This window comes from Acinetobacter sp. CIP 101934, from assembly GCF_000369585.1.
GTDB lineage: Bacteria > Pseudomonadota > Gammaproteobacteria > Pseudomonadales > Moraxellaceae > Acinetobacter > Acinetobacter schindleri.
This window is the reverse complement of sequence record NZ_KB850094.1, coordinates 1,800,273-1,816,884: the sequence shown is the minus strand read 5'-3', so window position 1 is coordinate 1,816,884 and position 16,612 is coordinate 1,800,273. Positions and strand designations below refer to the sequence as shown.

Genomic DNA, 16,612 nt, shown 5'->3' with positions numbered 1-16,612 from the left:
GATTTCAGGTAAATAAAAAATTTAAAAAAACATCGATGAAATTGCATAGCTACGTCAATAAAAAAAGCCTGAGATGACGTATCATTTCAGGCTTGGAGTAACTGCGTTTAAATTAAGTAATAATTGGCGAAGCAGGCGCTGTAAATACTTCCTTAAAATCGCTGCCTGAAGGTGCCTGATACACTTTCAGGCCAAATTCCGGAATAATTGCCAATACATGATCCATAATATCAGACTGAATATTCTCATATTCAGTCCACACCGTGGTATTGGTAAAGGCATAGATTTCTAGCGGTAAGCCTTCACTGGTCGGCTGTAATTGACGCACCATTAGAGAAAAGTCTTTAGTAATACCCGGATGCTGTTGCAGATAAAATTCCAGATAGGCACGGAACGTTCCTAAATTGGTTAAACGGCGCTGATTATATTGGGAATTATGCTGTAACTGCTGGTTGAATTTGACCAGTTCTTCAGTCTTGGTATTCAGATAATGATCCAGCAGGATAAAGTTTTTGAGTTTGGTCTGTTCTTCCTCACTCATAAAATGCACGCTGCTTTGATCAATATGAATCGAACGTTTGATACGACGCGCACCAGCTTCCTGCATTCCTCGCCAGTTTTTAAACGTATCCGTCACTAACTTATTGGTTGGAATGGTCGTAACAGTTTTGTCAAAGTTTTGCACGGTCACAGTATGTAATGACATATCAATTACATCACCATCCGCATTCAGTGAAGGCATTTCAATCCAGTCACCGATACGCACCATGTCATAAGAAGAAATCTGTACTGAAGCCACCAATGAAAGAATCGTGTTCTGAAACACCAGCATCAGCACGGCAGCCATCGCACCGAAACCCGCCAGCAAAGTAAACACATCCTTTTTCAGGAAGGTACCCAGAATCATCAATCCACAGACAATAAAAATCAGCAGTTTCACTAGCTGCAAATAGCCTTTAATCGGTTTATTGCGTGATTTGGGGTTGCGCTGATAAATCAGGTTAAAAATATTCAGCAATTCACCCAGTGCTAGGGCAATGGTTAGAAAAATAAAAGCCTGAGCGCCCATCTGTACAAAGGTCTGCACTTTATCTGACAAGTGTGGAACCGTGCTGATCCCATTCATAATCACAATGGCGGGTACAATATTGGCAATACGGCGAATTACACTGTGTTCCGCAAAGATCGTGTTGTTGGCAAAAGGTAATTTGGAAATCAGTTTACGAATTCCACGAACAACAACCTGTTTGGCAAACAGATTGGCGATAAAAGCCACCGCAATCACAATGCTTAAAGAAGACAGCATTTCCAGCCAAGGGTATTGATCTGCCCAATCTTGAATGTTCTGAATAAATCTAAACTGTTCCAACTGATCTTTCTCTTCAATGTAAAAATGCCATACAGTTTATAGGCTTAGAAATTATTTATTAACCTTGAATAACGTTTTAAAACATATCTGTCCCGTTACAGCATTTTGATCCTTCAATATTATGCTTATAAAAAGATACAAAAACGGATAGAGAAGCAGATCCTGCTTATTTAAAATTTGATTAACCAGCGGTCATCCTTATGACTTGTTGAAATGATCAGGAAAGTTTTAAAACTGTTAATTACATCAGATGAACAGGAGACTTTATCGGCATTTCATATCAGCTTCTAAGTAGCCCAGCTATGACAAAGATGCACATCAAAGATCACCCTCCTACAAAAATACAAAGGGTAGAATTATGCAAAAACAGTTAGCAATTGTCGGTCTAGCCTTAGCGCTGAATGCCTGCGGTGATGGGAATGATGATATTTTTAGAGGTGTAGATGGTTCATCCTCAAGCCGCTTGACAGGTGTCTATCTCGGCAGTTTTACAGATGAAAATCTGAGTCCGCGCTCTATTCTGGGTGTGATCGAGAAAAATAGTAATTTCTGGTTATTGTATTCACTGCCAGCAGATAATGGTTATACCGGTATCATGCGTGGGCAGTTTTCTTTATCGGGCAATCGCTTTAGTGCGACCAACATTCGCGACTATAATTTTGCCTTCAATCAAACTGCTAGTGTAACCCTGAATGGTCATTATACGCCGGAAAAGAACCTGCAGGGAAATGTCAATAATACCAATAATCGGCCTTTTAACCTTATTTATAATAGAGATTACAGTCGTGACAATACCAGTATATCCAGCCTGCAAGGGCGCTATAGCGGTCGAACTACAACTTTAACCAATAATGTAATTACTACAGTCAATATCGACCGTAGCGGAGTGGTGACAGGAATTGTCGGCGATCAGGACAAATGTGCATTTGCAGGAAGAGTGAGTTCGGAAAACAATGCACCATATTTTAATATTCATCTGGTCTTAACAGGTTCTGCAAGTTCCGACTGTTTGAATGGGGCACAGCAAGTAGATGGGATATTGCTGAATCAGATTGATAGCCAGTCAATTTATATGATGGCCGAGAACAGCAATCAGCAGGATGCAATTCTGTTTATTGGACAGAAAACTCAAAATTGATCTCAGTTAGAAAGCTTTTTAAACAAAGCATCTGAGGGTGCTTTTTTACAGTCTAATGAAAATGAGTTTTGACTTTTTAAATTAAATCATTCATTTTAAAACCATAATTATTTTAAGTATTTAATAATATTTTTGATTAAAAATGCGGGAATAACATGACGATCTTTGTGGTGACCAGCCCGAAACGAGGGTCAGGTAAAAGTACCTTGGCGATGAATCTGACAGAATATCTGCGTCTTCAAGCCAGAACACTCTATATTGATACTGATGACGACAAGCAGAATTTTGAATGGGTGGCTTTGCATCGTACAGGTTTTGGCTTTGAACATATTTCTTTAAAAGACCATCCAGATGAGTTAATGCGGCGTGTAGAACAGGTCAAAACTCAATATGATGATATCGTGATTGATATCGCCGGGCATGATAGTTATGCATTGCGCTCGGTGTTAATGCGAGCAGATAAACTGATTATTCCTATGTCAGCAGAGGCTGAAGAGCAGGAGATGTATACTGAGATGCTGCAACTGGCCATCAGTGTTGCACAGTTCAATACCCAGTTAAAAGTCTATGGAATACTGATGCGTGTACCTCAGCAGATCGAAATCTCGCAAATTGAAGCAAATCAGAATTTACTCAAAGGCATTCCTGGTGCACATTCTTTGAATACTATTATTTATGAGGATGAAGCCTTTGATGATGCAAAAAACTTGGGCTGTAGCATCTGGGAACATTCACCAGCACAAGGGCAACGTTTTGATCAATTTATTCAGGAGCTAATGGCTGATACAGCACAGCCAGTTTGATTGTCTACCTCGAATCATTATGTTAATAGTGCTTAAAAAAAGCTCCCGAAATAGGGAGCTTTTGGCTTTCATGGATTACCACATCAGGTCATCCGGAATCACATATGCTGCATATGGATCTTCTTCATCGGTGGTCTGTTCATTCTTCTCAGAATTATTCACAATGATGAAGCCTTCCATTTTGGCATTGATACGATCCGCCAGCGCTTTAGGCAGGAAAGCATAGCTGTCATTTTCGCGGGCGATCACCAAACTGCCTGCAACCAGGGCATTATAAATTTGCTGATTCAGATAGACTTTCTTGATTTTAGAATCATCAATAAACTGATAGGAAATCTCCCCATCAGTATCCCGAATTTTATGCTGATTGATCATTTGCATGATGGCAGCTTTGAGTTCTTTTTCCTGCAGCGCTGCCTTTTTCTCTTGTTCAATGGCCTGATCTTTTGCCAGCTTTTCCTGTTTGGCCTGTTCAATTTTCGCCTTGATTTCAGCTTCACTGCTATCACCAGTGCGCTTTTCATGAACGGCCTGCTTTGACAATTTTTTTGCTTTCTTATTATCGACCAGACCTGCCTTTAACAATTGTGCCTGTAGTGCGTTTTTAACCATGAGTATTTCCAGAGAATTAATGCTTTAAGCGTCGATAACGTAAATAAATGATCCAGTAAATCAGGCTTAGACTAAGGCTGAGTGCTGCCGGGATCAGGAATGCGTTTAATTTTAAATAAGGATAAATACAGCTGGCAAGAACACCGCCAATTAAAAATCCGATCAGGATCAGTAAATGAAGGATAGTCCGTCGAAATTCGACTTCCAGTCCACGCAACTTATAGCCTAATGACAGCCCAAGATCGGTTAATACACCAGATAAATGCGTAGTGCGGATAATCGTGCCTTTATAGTGACTGACCATGGCATTTTGCACACCCATCGCCACACAGGCCCACAGCAAGCCATAATGAGGAAAATATGGTAACAAGATCCAGCACAGGATAATAAAAAGAGCCACCAGACTAAGCGGATATCCATAACGGCGGCCTAGCTGAAAGTGGCTATTTCCCAAGATAAGACCGCTATACATTGAGCCAATGACATAACACGCAGTAACCAGGCACAGATAGAGAATCTGTTCAGGCTGCCATTGCACCAGTGCCATGGCCAGCATACTGATATTGCCGGTCATATGGGAAACGGATTGGTGCAGGAGAGTAACCAGACCGAGTACATTAATCATGCCGGCATTCACGGCAAGAAAAAATGCACCCAGTTGAACCCAGATGGGTAAACGCTGTAATGGCATAAGAACTCAACATCTATTGGCAAAATATTGAATTATCAATATAAGATCAATTAGATGCGCGGTCTACAGCTGTAGTAAATAAAACGTCAGTTGATGAGTTGAGTGCAGTTTCAGTTGAATCCTGCAATACGCTAATCACCATACCGATTGCAACGACCTGCATTGCGATATCAGAAGAAATACCAAACAGACCACATGCAACTGGAATCAGCAGCAATGAACCGCCGGCAACACCAGAGGCACCACAGGCAGAAACAGTTGCAACCACAGAAAGAATAATCATGGTGGTTAAATCAACATGAATGCCTAACGTATTTACCGCTGCAAGCGATAACACGGTAATGGTTACAGATGCACCCGCCATGTTAATGGCTGCACCCAGTGGAATGGCTACACTTGAAGTGGATTCAGACACACCTAAGCGTTTCGCCAGATCCAGATTTACCGGAATATTTGCAGCTGAGCTACGGGTAAAGAATGCAGTGATGCCACTTTCGCGCAAGCAGGTAAAGACTAGTGGATAAGGATTGGCACGTGTCACCAATGCAACCAGTAATGGATTCACCACCAGTGCTACGAAGGCCATCGTACCAAGCAATACTGCCAGCAAATGACCGTAGCTTTCTAAAGTTTCCAGACCCGCTTCGGCAAAAGTAACTGCTACCAGACCAAAAATACCGACAGGTGCAAAGCTAATTACCAGACGGATCACATGGTTAATGGCATTTGCTGCATCATTTAATACGGTTTTAGTGGTTTCAGATGCATGACGGAATGCAATGCCCAGTGCCACAGCCCAAGCCAGAATACCAATGAAATTTGCTTCAGCAATTGCAACCACCGGGTTCGCAACAAAGCTGAGCAGCAGATTTTTCAGGATTTCACTTAAACTGCCTGGTGGCTGTAAGTCACCTTGTGCAGCGACGTCCAGGAACAGCGTACTTGGAAACATGATGCTGGCAATTACAGCACTCACTGCGGCCAGGAACATGCCGATCGCATACATGTACATGATCGGGCGCATACGGGAGTTTCCTTGACCCACTTTAAAGTTAGCAATGGAAGCCAGAACTAAAATGAAAACGAGGACAGGAGCGACAGATTTAAGAGCTTTAATAAAAAGGTCGCCTAGCAGACTGAGGTAGGGCGCATATTCTGGAAAAACCAGCGCGACACCAATACCAAGTATAATGGCAATGATGATTCGGGAGACTAAACTCATACGCGAAAGGGCAGAGAACATAAGGTTGCCTTGTGTAAATTACGAGGGCTAAATGCGGAAAAAATTTGCGTTATTTTATACTTAAAATTCTATGTGCTTAAAATATATTTTTAGTTTAAATATAAGTTTATGAAAATAAATAATAATTATAGAAAACCACCTATATTTTTTGTCTATAATTTAATCAAAATCAAGTTTTGGACAAAATTTTAAGATGAAAATGTATACCATATATTTATTATAGAAATGCTCTTAAAAAAGTGATCAATTTTGCTGATACTACGAGATGCCTTCAAAATTAATCACGTTGTTCCTGGAACAGTCAAATGAGTTAAATGGAATAATCTTTACTGTGATCATTAAACAGATCGGGAGAGAGATCCCGAATTGCCTGATAGTGCGTCAGATAAATCTGTCCACTGAGATGTTTAAGCAATTTGGATTCCTGTAAGCGATCCATGACTGGTCCTTTCACTTCCGCAAAGTGTAGACGAATATTGAGTTTGGACAGTTCTGTATTCAGATCTTCCAGCATTTCCAGAGCACTAAGGTCAATGGCACTGATACTGGAACAGTTCAAAATGACATGCTCGAGCTGGTCTTTACCACTGACTGCATTAATCAAAAAGCCTTTAAAGGCATTAGCATTCAGGAAGCTTAGATTTTCATCAATACGCAAGGAAAGCACCTGATCTGAGGTCAGCACCTGATGGCGCTGCACATTGCGGAAATGCTGGGTGCCTTCAATCAGGCCGACTACTGCAATATGCGGACGGGAAATACGCAACAGCATCAGCACGAAGGTGGAAATAATGCCAATAATCAGACCTGTCGAGATATCAATCAGCACCACACCAAAGAAAGTTACCCACATGGCAATCCCGTCTGCTTTGGAATAGCGCCAAGCGTTCATAAAGGGCTGGAAATCAACCAGTTTCCAGATCGATACAATGATCGTGGCTGCAAGAATCGCCAGTGGCAGCTCTTCAAAGAAACCAGTAAAAAACAGGCTGACCAAAATAATCAGCAGAGAAGACAGTACACCCGCCATTGGCGTTCTGGCACCAGCATCTGCGTTGACTACAGTACGTGACAAGCTACCAGTAACTGGAAAGGCAGAACTGACTCCGGCACTAATATTGGCAATACCCAGTGCAATCAGTTCCTGGTTACTGTTTAGCTGGCTACGTTGCTGTAATGCTGTTGCTTGCGCGATAGACAGCGATTCCACAAAACTGATCATCGCAATCATGGTCGCGCCTGGCAGCAAGGTGAGCACTAAATCCCAGTTCCAGTGTGGAAAACTTAAAGGTGGAAATCCGGAAGGAATTGCACCTACCGTTTTGATCCCTTGTATTTGCAGATTTAGATACACCACAGCCAAAATACCTAAAGCGACTAGCATTAATGGTACAGCACGCACCAGAAAATCAGTCGATCCAATCCGGCTTTGTACAGACTGGGATTTCAGAATTTTTGGAAGATAGATCAGCAGGCCAATGGACAGCAGCCCAAAAACCAGACTTGGCCAGTGAATCAGATGGAGATATTCCAACAGGCTAAACACAAATTGCTGAAGATTATTGGCTTGTAATGGCACATCGACCAGAAACTTAAACTGTCCAACCGCAATCAGCAGCGCAGAAGCAATAATAAAACTCTGAATTACCGGATGGCTAATCAGCTGAATCAAAAAACCAAAACGCATTAAGCCTAATAATAGGGAAATGATTCCGACCATCAGCGCCAATAAAGTTGCTGCTTCGATATAGACGGGTGAACCGACTTCAAATAAAGGATTCAGCGTGGCGAAGGTCATCATGGAAATGATGGCCACAGGACCAATCGACAAGGTACTGCTACTACCTAGCATAGCGTACAGAATCATAGGCAGGATACTGGCATATAGCCCCATGATCGGCGGCAATCCAGCCAGCATGGCATACGCCATACCTTGCGGCACCAGCATGGCAACCACAATTAACGAAGCCAGCACGTCGGACTTGAATTTAACCGGACTATAGTGGCTTAACCATGACCAGGCCGGTAATAATTGCAGCAGTTTTGACTTCGAATTGGACATATAAAAGTCTAAATCACAAATATAGATATATTATGCACATTTTCTGCTAAGAAATCATGGATAAAAGTGGAGCTTGATCAACCCTCATATAAAAAATGACCTGACCAGTTCTTAGCAATAATTCTGTCTCAAAGAGATGATCTACATATTGAAGATCATCTCCAGTGCTAAGAGGAATGTTTAGACTCTAGATAAAATGCTTAAGCTTTTGCACAGTACAATTGATACAGCGTATTCAGGATGACCACCAGATTCTGATCTTTAATAGAATAGAAAATTTGCTTACCATCGCGGCGGGTACTGACCACATCACTTTTACGTAACATCATCAATTGCTGGGAAAGTGTAGGTTGCTGGATGTGGGTGAGATTTTCAATTTGGGAAACGTTGAGTTCCGCTTGGGAAAGATGACATAGGATGATGAGACGGTCAGTGTTTGCAAGAGATTTCAGGATGCCAACCACCTGATCAGCTGAATCACGCATGGTGGTGATTTCAAGATCGGTATTCATTCAGAATGTCCATAGAGATAAAATACAGCGCGAATGATTATAAAGGTCTGAATCCTTAAACATTTGGTAAAAATCACTTATTTTTATGGCTTTTTGTGAATTTAAATATCAATAAAAATTATATATTTGACATTAAGTAATCAGTTATTTTTATTTTATATTAATAACTTATATAACAGTTGATTTGCCATAATAGAGTACAGATTCCACTTTCTTCTACAAAATCTGAAAATACTTGTATGATGATAGTGCACTTCGAGCTAATAACATCAGGGATATACTAATGAGTACAGATGCAGCATTTCCTACGCCCAACAATCTGGGAATAGCGGTTTACAGTAACAATGCAGAAGCCATTGGCAATACACCTCTTGTGCGCATTAACCGTGCCATCACAGGTGGAGCAACTGTACTCGCGAAAGTTGAGAGCCGTAATCCGGCATTTTCGGTGAAATGCCGTATTGGTGCAGCGCTGATTGCAGATGCTGAAAAATCTGGTAAGTTAAAACCAGGCATGCACATTGTTGAACCAACCAGTGGCAATACCGGTATTGCACTGGCTTTCGTTGCTGCAGCAAAAGGCTATCCACTTACACTGACTATGCCAGCCAGCATGAGTATCGAACGCCGTAAAGTGGTCAAAGCCTTTGGCGCTAACCTGATTTTGACTGAACCTGCGAAAGGCATGAAAGGTGCAGTAGATGAAGCGGTTCGTCTAGTGACTGAACAGCCTGAAACATATTTCTTGCCACAACAGTTTGAAAACCCCGCTAACCCGAAAATTCATGAAGAAACGACTGGCCCAGAAATCTGGGAAGCGACTGGCGGTAATGTTGATATTCTGGTTGCTGGTGTAGGAACTGGCGGTACCATTTCAGGTATTTCACGTTACTTCGAAAAAGTCCGTAACAAGCCGATCTATTCGGTTGCCGTTGAGCCAGCTGAGTCACCAATTATTACTCAGGCGAAACGTGGTGAATCATTGACGCCTGGACCACATAAAATCCAGGGGATCGGTGCGAACTTTATTCCTGGTAACCTTGATCTTGATCTGGTAGATGAAGTCATTGCGATTGACAGTACTACGGCAGTGGAATGGGCACGTAAAACGGCATCGCAAGAAGGTATTTTGGTGGGTATATCAAGTGGTGCTGCGATGGCTGCGGCTGCACAACTTGCAGCGCGTCCTGAAAATGCAAGTAAAAACATTGTGGTAATTTTGCCAGATGGTGGTGAACGTTACCTGTCATCGATATTATTTGAAGATATTTCTGCGGAATAATTTTTAGCAAGTATTTGACAATACGTTAAAAGCCCGGGTTTATGATCCGGGCTTTTTTATTTTCACATAAAGACTTGACCTTCCAACTATGGGAAGGTTTAAGCTATAAACTAAATTCAAACTATCAATAATATAAAGGATATGTGCCATGCAGGAACTGTCGAATACTCAACTGTATCAAACGACTGTACAGATTGAAGGTATGACCTGTGCTTCTTGCGTGGCACGGGTAGAAAAGGCTTTAAAGAAAATTGAAGGCGTAGTTTCGGCTCATGTCAATCTATCTACGGAAAAGGCATCGATTAGTGCCGATCATGTGATTCCCTGTGCCGAGATTATCCAGAAAATAGAGCGTGCTGGCTTTAAGGTGGTACAACAGAAATTCGAACTGGATATTGAAGGCATGAGCTGTGCCTCTTGTACTGCCCGAATTGAAAAAGCCCTCAAAAAAATTCCAGAAGTGCTGGAAGCCAATGTGAATCTGTCTACCGAAAAGGCTTATGTCACTGCAGTCAGTTCTTTACAGCAACAGGTCTTGGTCAAAGCCATTCAGAAAGCCGGTTTTGATGTCAAAGCAGATCAGCTTGAACTAAATATTGAAGGGATGACTTGTGCATCCTGCGTCGCTCGGGTGGAAAAAGCACTCAATAAAGTGGAAGGCGTCACTGCGGCCAGTGTCAATCTGGCCACTGAAACGGCACAGGTTTCTGGTTCAAACCTGAATATTGCTAATCTGATCCAAGCGGTTAAAAAAGCCGGTTATGAGGCACAGCTAAAAACTGCAAAAGTGAATTTCACCGAGCAGCAGAATTTCCAGCATAAAAAAGCTGAAGAAACAGCTTCATTGTATCGTGATCTTTGGATTGCCCTGGCGCTGGCATTACCGGTATTTATTCTGGAAATGGGATCACATCTGCTTCCGTCCTTCCATCATTTTGTTGTGCATAATATTGGTACGCAGAACAGCTGGTATATCCAGTTTGTACTGACCACTTTGGTATTATTGTTTCCGGGGCGGCGTTTCTACCAGCATGGGATTCCAGCTTTACTGCGACTGGCACCTGATATGAACTCGCTGGTAACGGTGGGTACATTGGCAGCATATCTGTTTTCCGTTATCGCAACATTCTTCCCATTTTTATTGCCGCAAGCCACCGTACATGTCTATTTTGAAGCGGCAGCGGTCATTATTGCCTTGATCCTGTTAGGTCGCTACCTGGAAGCACGTGCCAAAGGCAAAACCTCACAGGCGATTCAATACCTGATTGGCCTGCAGCCTAAAACCGCACGTGTCTTACAGGATGGACAATGGCTGGACCTGCCCATTTCCGAAGTCCAGCAGGATATGATCATCGAAATTCGCCCGGGTGAAAAAGTCGCAGTAGATGGTGTAGTGACTTCCGGTCATAGCTATGTCGATGAAGCGATGGTGACGGGTGAACCGGTGCCTGTGGCCAAAAATACTGATGATAGAGTGGTTGGCGGCACTATTAACCAGAATGGAACCTTGCAAATCCGTGCGACCGCCGTGGGTGAAGATTCAGTACTGGCGCAGATCATTAAAATGGTCGAGCAGGCGCAAGGTGCCAAACTGCCGATTCAGGCAGCTGTAGATAAAGTTACCTTATGGTTTGTGCCTGCGGTAATGGGTCTGGCTTTATTGACCTTTATAGTCTGGTTCCTGCTTGGTCCTGAGCCACAATTGAGTTATGCACTGGTTAATGCCGTGGCAGTTCTGATTATTGCCTGTCCATGTGCCATGGGCCTGGCAACACCGACCTCGATTATGGTCGGTACCGGTCGTGCGGCAGAAATGGGGATACTGTTCCGTAAAGGCGAAGCTCTACAGTTATTGCAGCAAACTAAAGTTGTGGCAGTCGATAAAACCGGAACACTGACAGAAGGAAAACCTGTCATGACTGATTTTCACGTGCTAGAAGGTTTTAATAAACAGCAGGTTTTACAACTGATCGCCTCGGTAGAAGCCAAGTCTGAACATCCGATTGCCTATGCGATTGTGCAGGCTGCAAAAGAGCAGCAGATCGAATTAATCGAAGTAAGTAAATTTGATTCGATTACTGGCGCCGGGATTAAAGCACAGATCAATAATCAGGATATCCAGATTGGTGCTGAACGATTGATGCAACAGCTGGGTTTAAATACCGAGCACTTTGCTGGAATAGCCTCTAAATTGGGACAAGAAGGCAAGACACCGCTGTATGCAGCGCTCAATGGAAAACTGGCAGCTATTATTGCCGTAGCTGATCCGATTAAAGATACCAGCTTTAAAGCCATTGAAGAATTGCATCGTCAAGGTCTGAAAGTCGCAATGATTACGGGTGATAACCCACATACGGCGAATGCGGTAGCACAACAACTCAAGATTGATCATGTGATTGCTGAAGTCTTACCTCATGAAAAAGTCGATGCCGTAAAAATGCTGCAAAAAGAGCATGGCATTGTAACCTTTGTGGGTGATGGTATTAACGATGCACCGGCACTCGCGCAAGCAGATGTCGGCATGGCGATTGGTACGGGGACTGATGTTGCAATTGAAGCGGCAGATGTAGTGCTCATGTCTGGCAATATGCAGCATGTCGCCACCGGCATTGGCATCAGTCAGGCCACCATCAAGAATATTCGACAGAACCTGTTCTGGGCCTTTGTCTATAATATTGCATTGATCCCAATTGCTGCGGGTATCCTGTATCCATTCTTTGGCATCCTGCTTTCGCCAATGTTTGCCGCAGGTGCAATGGCTTTATCATCGGTATTTGTTGTCAGCAATGCCTTGCGTTTAAAGCTGTATCAGCCACTATCAGCACAGGAGTAAATCAGTGAATATTGGACAAGCCGCCAAACGATCCGGTATCTCGGCCAAAATGATTCGCTATTATGAAGAGATTGGTCTGTTACCTGCGCCGAAACGTAGTGAAAGTGGCTATCGTGACTATAGTGATGCTGATATCCGTATGCTCGGTTTTATCCAGCATGCACGCGAGCTGGGATTTTCCTCGGAACAGATGAAAGAGTTGTTAGGCCTATGGCAGAATGAAGTGCGGCAGAGCAGTGAAGTTAAACAGCTGGCACAAAAACATATCACTATACTGGAACAGAAAATTCAGGATATGCAGGCCATGGTCAAAATTTTGAAGCAATCTGTCGCGCGTTGTGCTGGTGATGAGCGTGCCGATTGTGCAATTTTAAAAGATATCGAGCAGGGACTGGATACAAATCCACCCTCCAGCCATCACTCAACTTCAAGTTAGAATAAATCATTCCTAAGGAGATAAGCGCATGAAATTTCGTATTGAAAATATGACCTGTGGCGGTTGTGCACGTAGTGTTACTGCAACCATCAAGGATCTGGATGAACATGCACGTGTTGAAATCGACGTAGAGAAAAAGCTGGTTGAAGTAGAAACTGGCGTACATCAGGATGAAATCGTTGCTGCACTGACTGAAGACGGTTTTCCACCTGTAGCAGTATAAGTAGCGCTACGAAAGCAAGCCTGACCTGTGTGTCAGGCTTTTTTATACAGAGGTATTGTTGGGTGCAATCATTAAAGCTTGATTGACATAGAGTTCAATCAATCGTTCACGAGAACCGATAGCTTTTTGATAGCTGGTTGAATTCAGTAACAAGGAAGCGCCATAGGTCACTGTCCAGATAAAAGACAGATAATCCCGGATCGACATGTTACTGTTATTGGCATCCAGATATTCACGAGTAAGGTCACGGATACTCAGAATCCGTTCTTCACGAACCTGATACAGTTCCTGAAACAGTTCTTTCAGACCTTTTTCAGTATTGGTCAGGCGCTCCTCAATCATATGCAGTAAAATGGTTCGATTGGAATTGTGCAAATGATAAAGCATATATTCCAATACATAAGTCCGGAAGTCAGTATTAAAACGTTTGGAAATCTCTAGAAGACGCTGTTCATTTAAAATAATCAGTTCCAGATATAACTGGTTTTTGCTTTTAAAATGCTTGTAAATGGTCCCCTTGGCAATATCCATTTCACTGGCAAGCTCATTCAGGGTAATGTCTTCGTTATTATCTAGAAGCAGGTTCTCGGCCATGCTCAGAATTTTTTCTTTACGCAGAAGAAAGTTCTGTTGTCTTACACTACTCATCTTATCTTTACTAACGTGTCGAAAAAGAACAATAACAGCCTAATTATTTTCAGATTAAATGAATATCAAACTATGGTCGTGCATGGTAATAAAATTGTTGGATAATTGATCATTTACTGACTAAATTCATAAAAATGACCAGGATCTGGTGGCTAAACGGCAATTTAGAAGATAATTCTCATTGTTTTAGGACGTGACGGGGCAGCGATTTAACTGGGTAATTTTGAATCAGCTTCTTTAAATGCTTTGTCCAGTACATGACTATGAATAAAGCGCAGCTTGTTTTTCACAACTTCGGTAAGCGTAAACGGATAGGCATCTTCCAGTCCCATGCTACGATTCAGGGCGTTCAGGTTAAACGTTAAAGTGATCCAGTTATCCAGAATGTGTTCAATGTCTTTGCCGCCAATCGGGCATTCATTAAAGGACATGCTGGCCAAGGTTTTACCATTTCCATCAACACGCAGGCCACCATAAAAAGCGGTTTCCAGAGTGTCCATAATATGCAGATAATGCGCCCAGGTTTCGGCCCAATCTTCCCATGGGTGTGCCGTCGCATAGGTGCTGATATATTTTTCTTGCCAATTTTCTGGCGCACCTTCTTCATAATGGCGCTGCAACGCAGTGGCATAATGCTGACGTTCATCACCAAAATAAAGTCTAAATTCTTCAATTAGTTCTGGATGAAGATGCTGCATGATACTGAAATAAAAATGCCCACTTTCATGGCGGAAGTGACCTAAAAGAGTGCGATAATTTTCACCCATATCAATACGCGTGGTTTCCCGATACACCACATCTGCTTCAATGGCATTCATGGTGATCAGGCCATTGGCATGTCCGGTTAACACTGGCTTACCATCCATAGGCAATAAAAAGTGAAAACGCAGACCAAATACATCATCATCTGTACGTTTTGGACGCGGCATCATATTCATGCGCTGAGTAAGATATAAAAAGCGCCGTTTGGCCTCTTCAAGTCGCCGCCAGTAGGTAATAACGTCAGGATCATCCAGATTGGGAATAATATGGGTCAGCTGACAGGACTCGCAGTAATCCTCATCGCAATCGCCCGGAATCATCCAGTTACAGACCTGATAATGGGTATAGTTATAGCAAGGCTTATAGTGCGTGGCACGATATTCTGATTTCAGCGGAATCCATTCATCTTCACTGATTTTTTCAAAAGTGCACATGTCCTTTTCCGATGCGATATAACCAATCGGAGATTTGCAGTGATGGCATTCAGTTGAATAAAAAAAGATCTGATGCTCACATTTGGGACATTCAAAATATTTCATTTTCACTCCGTGAAAAGCGTGGAACCGCTAAGCCCGAGTAGTTTTACTTAAATCCAGTTGCTATCATTTCATTTAAATAAAACTAAATAATTCAGATACTTGAATCAAAATAACTAAACTCTTAACTCAGCTGGCTGCTCTTATATTTTAGCCGCAGTTGAAGATAGGTGAAATGTCATTCGTAATTTTTATGTAAGAAAATTGAATCCAATATCTTGGCACGATAAATGCTTTATTTTGATGCAATATTTTCTGTTTTTTGATCAATTGTTCCGCTTTGGAACGTGATGAATCAAATTGATGCATATAGGGCCAAGATGAAGATTTTTACCCAACGTTTGGAAGATGCCAGTCACTCTACTGATATTGAAAGCATTGAACTTAGCTTTGATACGCGTCAAAAAAGCCGTTTCCGCGCTACGCTAAAAAATGGCACCGATATTGGTGCAGACCTGCCACGTACCGGGATTTTACGTAGTGGTTCAGTCATCGCCACCGATCGTGGTGAATTGCTGCGTGTTAATGCCAAGCCAGAAACCTTGATGCAGGTCACCGCAGATCATGAATTTGATCTTTTGAAGGCAGCCTATCACCTGGGTAACCGTCATGTGCCGCTGATGCTGACACCAACGGCACTCTACTTTGAACCGGATCATGTGCTGGCTGAAATGGTCGAAGGTTTGGGTTTACATGTAGATACAGTACAACATCCGTTTGAACCAGAGAGCGGCGCTTATGCACAGCACCAGCATGATCACCGTTTAAGCCCAATCAAGTCACTGCATCATGTCGCACATTAAGGCTTCGCAACTACTCAGCCTGCTAACCCTGTCTTCGACGGCACTACCGGTCGGTGCTTACTGCTATTCACAAGGGGTTGAAAGCGCGATTGATACCGGCTTGATTCATGACGAAGCTTCCAGCATTGCCTACTTTAATGAAGTGTTGGAAATGCTATTGCTGCGGTTCGAACTGCCAATTTTAAAATGCTTAATGCAAAGTTATGACGATGAAATCATATTTCAGCATTGGGCTGAAATTTACAGGGCAAGCCGTGAAAGTAAGGAATTACTGGCAGAATCCCAGCAGCTGGCATTTTCGCTGAATGCCTGGATTCGCGATGTACTCAAGCGACCAGTAAAAGTTAAAAAACAGTATGGCTACGTTCCAGTCTATGCCCAGTTGTGTGGCGAATTGCATTTAGAAGTCGATGATGTCCTGACTGCTTATGCATTTGCTGTTCTGGAAAATCAGGTATTAGCCGCTGTGAAAACAGTGCCTTTGGGGCAAATGAGTGGTCAGCGGATTCTTTGGCATCTGCATGGAGAAATTCCGGCACTTATCGAGCGTGCCATTAACCTGAGTGATGATGAGATGAGTAGCGCTTTGCCGAATTACGCCATGCTGAGCATGCGCCATGAAAATCAGTATTCCCGTTTATTTAGATCTTAAAAATTAA

At 42.6% G+C, this 16,612-nt stretch carries 16 protein-coding genes; 8 read left to right on the top strand and 8 right to left on the bottom strand.

Features of this window, described 5'->3' with window-relative positions; all coding sequences use genetic code 11:
* Positions 1–112: 112 nt before the first annotated feature.
* On the bottom strand, positions 113–1,369 hold the full coding sequence (locus tag F899_RS08940) for a mechanosensitive ion channel family protein (protein ID WP_004809506.1): 1,257 nt from the start codon (positions 1,367–1,369) through the stop codon (positions 113–115).
* 358 nt (positions 1,370–1,727) lie between these two features.
* On the opposite strand from F899_RS08940, the gene F899_RS08935 reads away from it, so the two are divergent.
* A complete protein-coding gene (locus F899_RS08935; protein ID WP_005222280.1) occupies positions 1,728–2,507 on the top strand; it encodes a hypothetical protein in 780 nt (259 codons plus the stop codon).
* 155 nt (positions 2,508–2,662) lie between these two features.
* Complete coding sequence (locus F899_RS08930) at positions 2,663–3,310, top strand: ParA family protein (protein WP_005222278.1); 648 nt, start codon at positions 2,663–2,665, stop codon at positions 3,308–3,310.
* 75 nt (positions 3,311–3,385) lie between these two features.
* On the opposite strand, the gene F899_RS08925 is transcribed toward F899_RS08930, so the two are convergent.
* The 5 genes from F899_RS08925 to F899_RS08905 form a co-directional block, all read right to left on the bottom strand.
* Positions 3,386–3,922, bottom strand: coding sequence for a DUF2058 domain-containing protein (locus F899_RS08925; protein ID WP_004809500.1), 537 nt, complete (start codon positions 3,920–3,922; stop codon positions 3,386–3,388).
* Positions 3,923–3,938: 16 nt separating this feature from the next.
* Positions 3,939–4,613, bottom strand: a complete 675-nt coding sequence (locus F899_RS08920) for a YoaK family protein (protein WP_005222276.1) — start codon at positions 4,611–4,613, stop codon at positions 3,939–3,941.
* A 46-nt stretch (positions 4,614–4,659) separates the two neighbouring features.
* Entirely contained in the window at positions 4,660–5,856 is a 1,197-nt protein-coding gene (gene sstT / locus F899_RS08915) for a serine/threonine transporter SstT (RefSeq protein WP_005222275.1), read from the bottom strand.
* A 310-nt stretch (positions 5,857–6,166) separates the two neighbouring features.
* The gene (locus F899_RS08910) at positions 6,167–7,918 is read right to left on the bottom strand and encodes a SulP family inorganic anion transporter (RefSeq protein WP_005222273.1); all 1,752 of its coding nucleotides are present in this window, start codon (positions 7,916–7,918) and stop codon (positions 6,167–6,169) included.
* A 200-nt stretch (positions 7,919–8,118) separates the two neighbouring features.
* Positions 8,119–8,430 (bottom strand): ArsR/SmtB family transcription factor, encoded by a 312-nt coding sequence (locus tag F899_RS08905; RefSeq protein WP_004809492.1) that lies wholly within the window; start codon positions 8,428–8,430, stop codon positions 8,119–8,121.
* A 283-nt stretch (positions 8,431–8,713) separates the two neighbouring features.
* Between F899_RS08905 and cysK the strand changes: the two genes are divergently transcribed.
* The 4 genes from cysK (at position 8,714) to F899_RS08885 (ending at position 13,204) form a co-directional block, all read left to right on the top strand.
* A complete protein-coding gene (cysK, locus tag F899_RS08900; RefSeq protein WP_005222271.1) occupies positions 8,714–9,712 on the top strand; it encodes a cysteine synthase A in 999 nt (332 codons plus the stop codon).
* Between the two features lie 148 nt (positions 9,713–9,860).
* Positions 9,861–12,545, top strand: coding sequence for a heavy metal translocating P-type ATPase (locus tag F899_RS08895; RefSeq protein WP_005222269.1), 2,685 nt, complete (start codon positions 9,861–9,863; stop codon positions 12,543–12,545).
* Positions 12,546–12,549: 4 nt separating this feature from the next.
* Complete coding sequence (gene cueR / locus F899_RS08890) at positions 12,550–12,981, top strand: Cu(I)-responsive transcriptional regulator (RefSeq protein WP_004809488.1); 432 nt, start codon at positions 12,550–12,552, stop codon at positions 12,979–12,981.
* Positions 12,982–13,009: 28 nt separating this feature from the next.
* A complete protein-coding gene (locus F899_RS08885; RefSeq protein ID WP_005222267.1) occupies positions 13,010–13,204 on the top strand; it encodes a heavy-metal-associated domain-containing protein in 195 nt (64 codons plus the stop codon).
* A gap of 42 nt (positions 13,205–13,246) precedes the next feature.
* Here F899_RS08885 and F899_RS08880 read toward each other — a convergent pair whose 3' ends face one another.
* Both F899_RS08880 and F899_RS08875 read right to left on the bottom strand, forming a co-directional pair.
* Complete coding sequence (locus F899_RS08880; protein ID WP_005222266.1) at positions 13,247–13,852, bottom strand: TetR/AcrR family transcriptional regulator; 606 nt, start codon at positions 13,850–13,852, stop codon at positions 13,247–13,249.
* 209 nt (positions 13,853–14,061) lie between these two features.
* Positions 14,062–15,153, bottom strand: coding sequence for a zinc-binding metallopeptidase family protein (locus F899_RS08875; protein WP_005222265.1), 1,092 nt, complete (start codon positions 15,151–15,153; stop codon positions 14,062–14,064).
* A gap of 317 nt (positions 15,154–15,470) precedes the next feature.
* Between F899_RS08875 and ureE the strand changes: the two genes are divergently transcribed.
* Both ureE and F899_RS08865 read left to right on the top strand, forming a co-directional pair.
* Complete coding sequence (gene ureE, locus F899_RS08870; RefSeq protein ID WP_008307360.1) at positions 15,471–15,953, top strand: urease accessory protein UreE; 483 nt, start codon at positions 15,471–15,473, stop codon at positions 15,951–15,953.
* Positions 15,940–16,605 (top strand): urease accessory protein UreF, encoded by a 666-nt coding sequence (locus tag F899_RS08865; RefSeq protein ID WP_005222263.1) that lies wholly within the window; start codon positions 15,940–15,942, stop codon positions 16,603–16,605. The genes ureE and F899_RS08865 overlap by 14 nt, the downstream gene beginning before the upstream one ends.
* Positions 16,606–16,612: the final 7 nt, after the last annotated feature.